Genomic DNA, 399 nt, shown 5'->3' on the forward strand with positions numbered 1-399 from the left:
TACGCCGGTGTTCGCGGCTAAAGCCCCACAGGGACCACGTCAGCCTGAGACATGCACAGTACCTGTGGGAGCGGGTTTACCCGCGAAGAAGGCGACTCGGTGCATGGCACCGGCTGCGCCGGTGTTCGCGGCTAAAGCCCCACAGGGACCACGTCAGCCTGTGACATGCACAGTACCTGTGGGAGCGGGTTTACCCGCGAAGAAGGCGACGCGGTACATGGCACCGGCTACGCCGGTGTTCGCGGCTAAAGCCCCACAGGGACCACGTCAGCCTGAGACATGCACAGTACCTGTGGGAGCGGGTTTACCCGCGAAGAAGGCGACGCGGTGCATGGCACCGGCTACGCCGGTGTTCGCGGCTAAAGCCGCTCCCACAGGGACCACGTCAGCCTGAGACAT

Source organism: Pseudomonas sp. NPDC089392 (assembly GCF_044749595.1).
In the GTDB taxonomy this organism is placed as follows: domain Bacteria; phylum Pseudomonadota; class Gammaproteobacteria; order Pseudomonadales; family Pseudomonadaceae; genus Aquipseudomonas.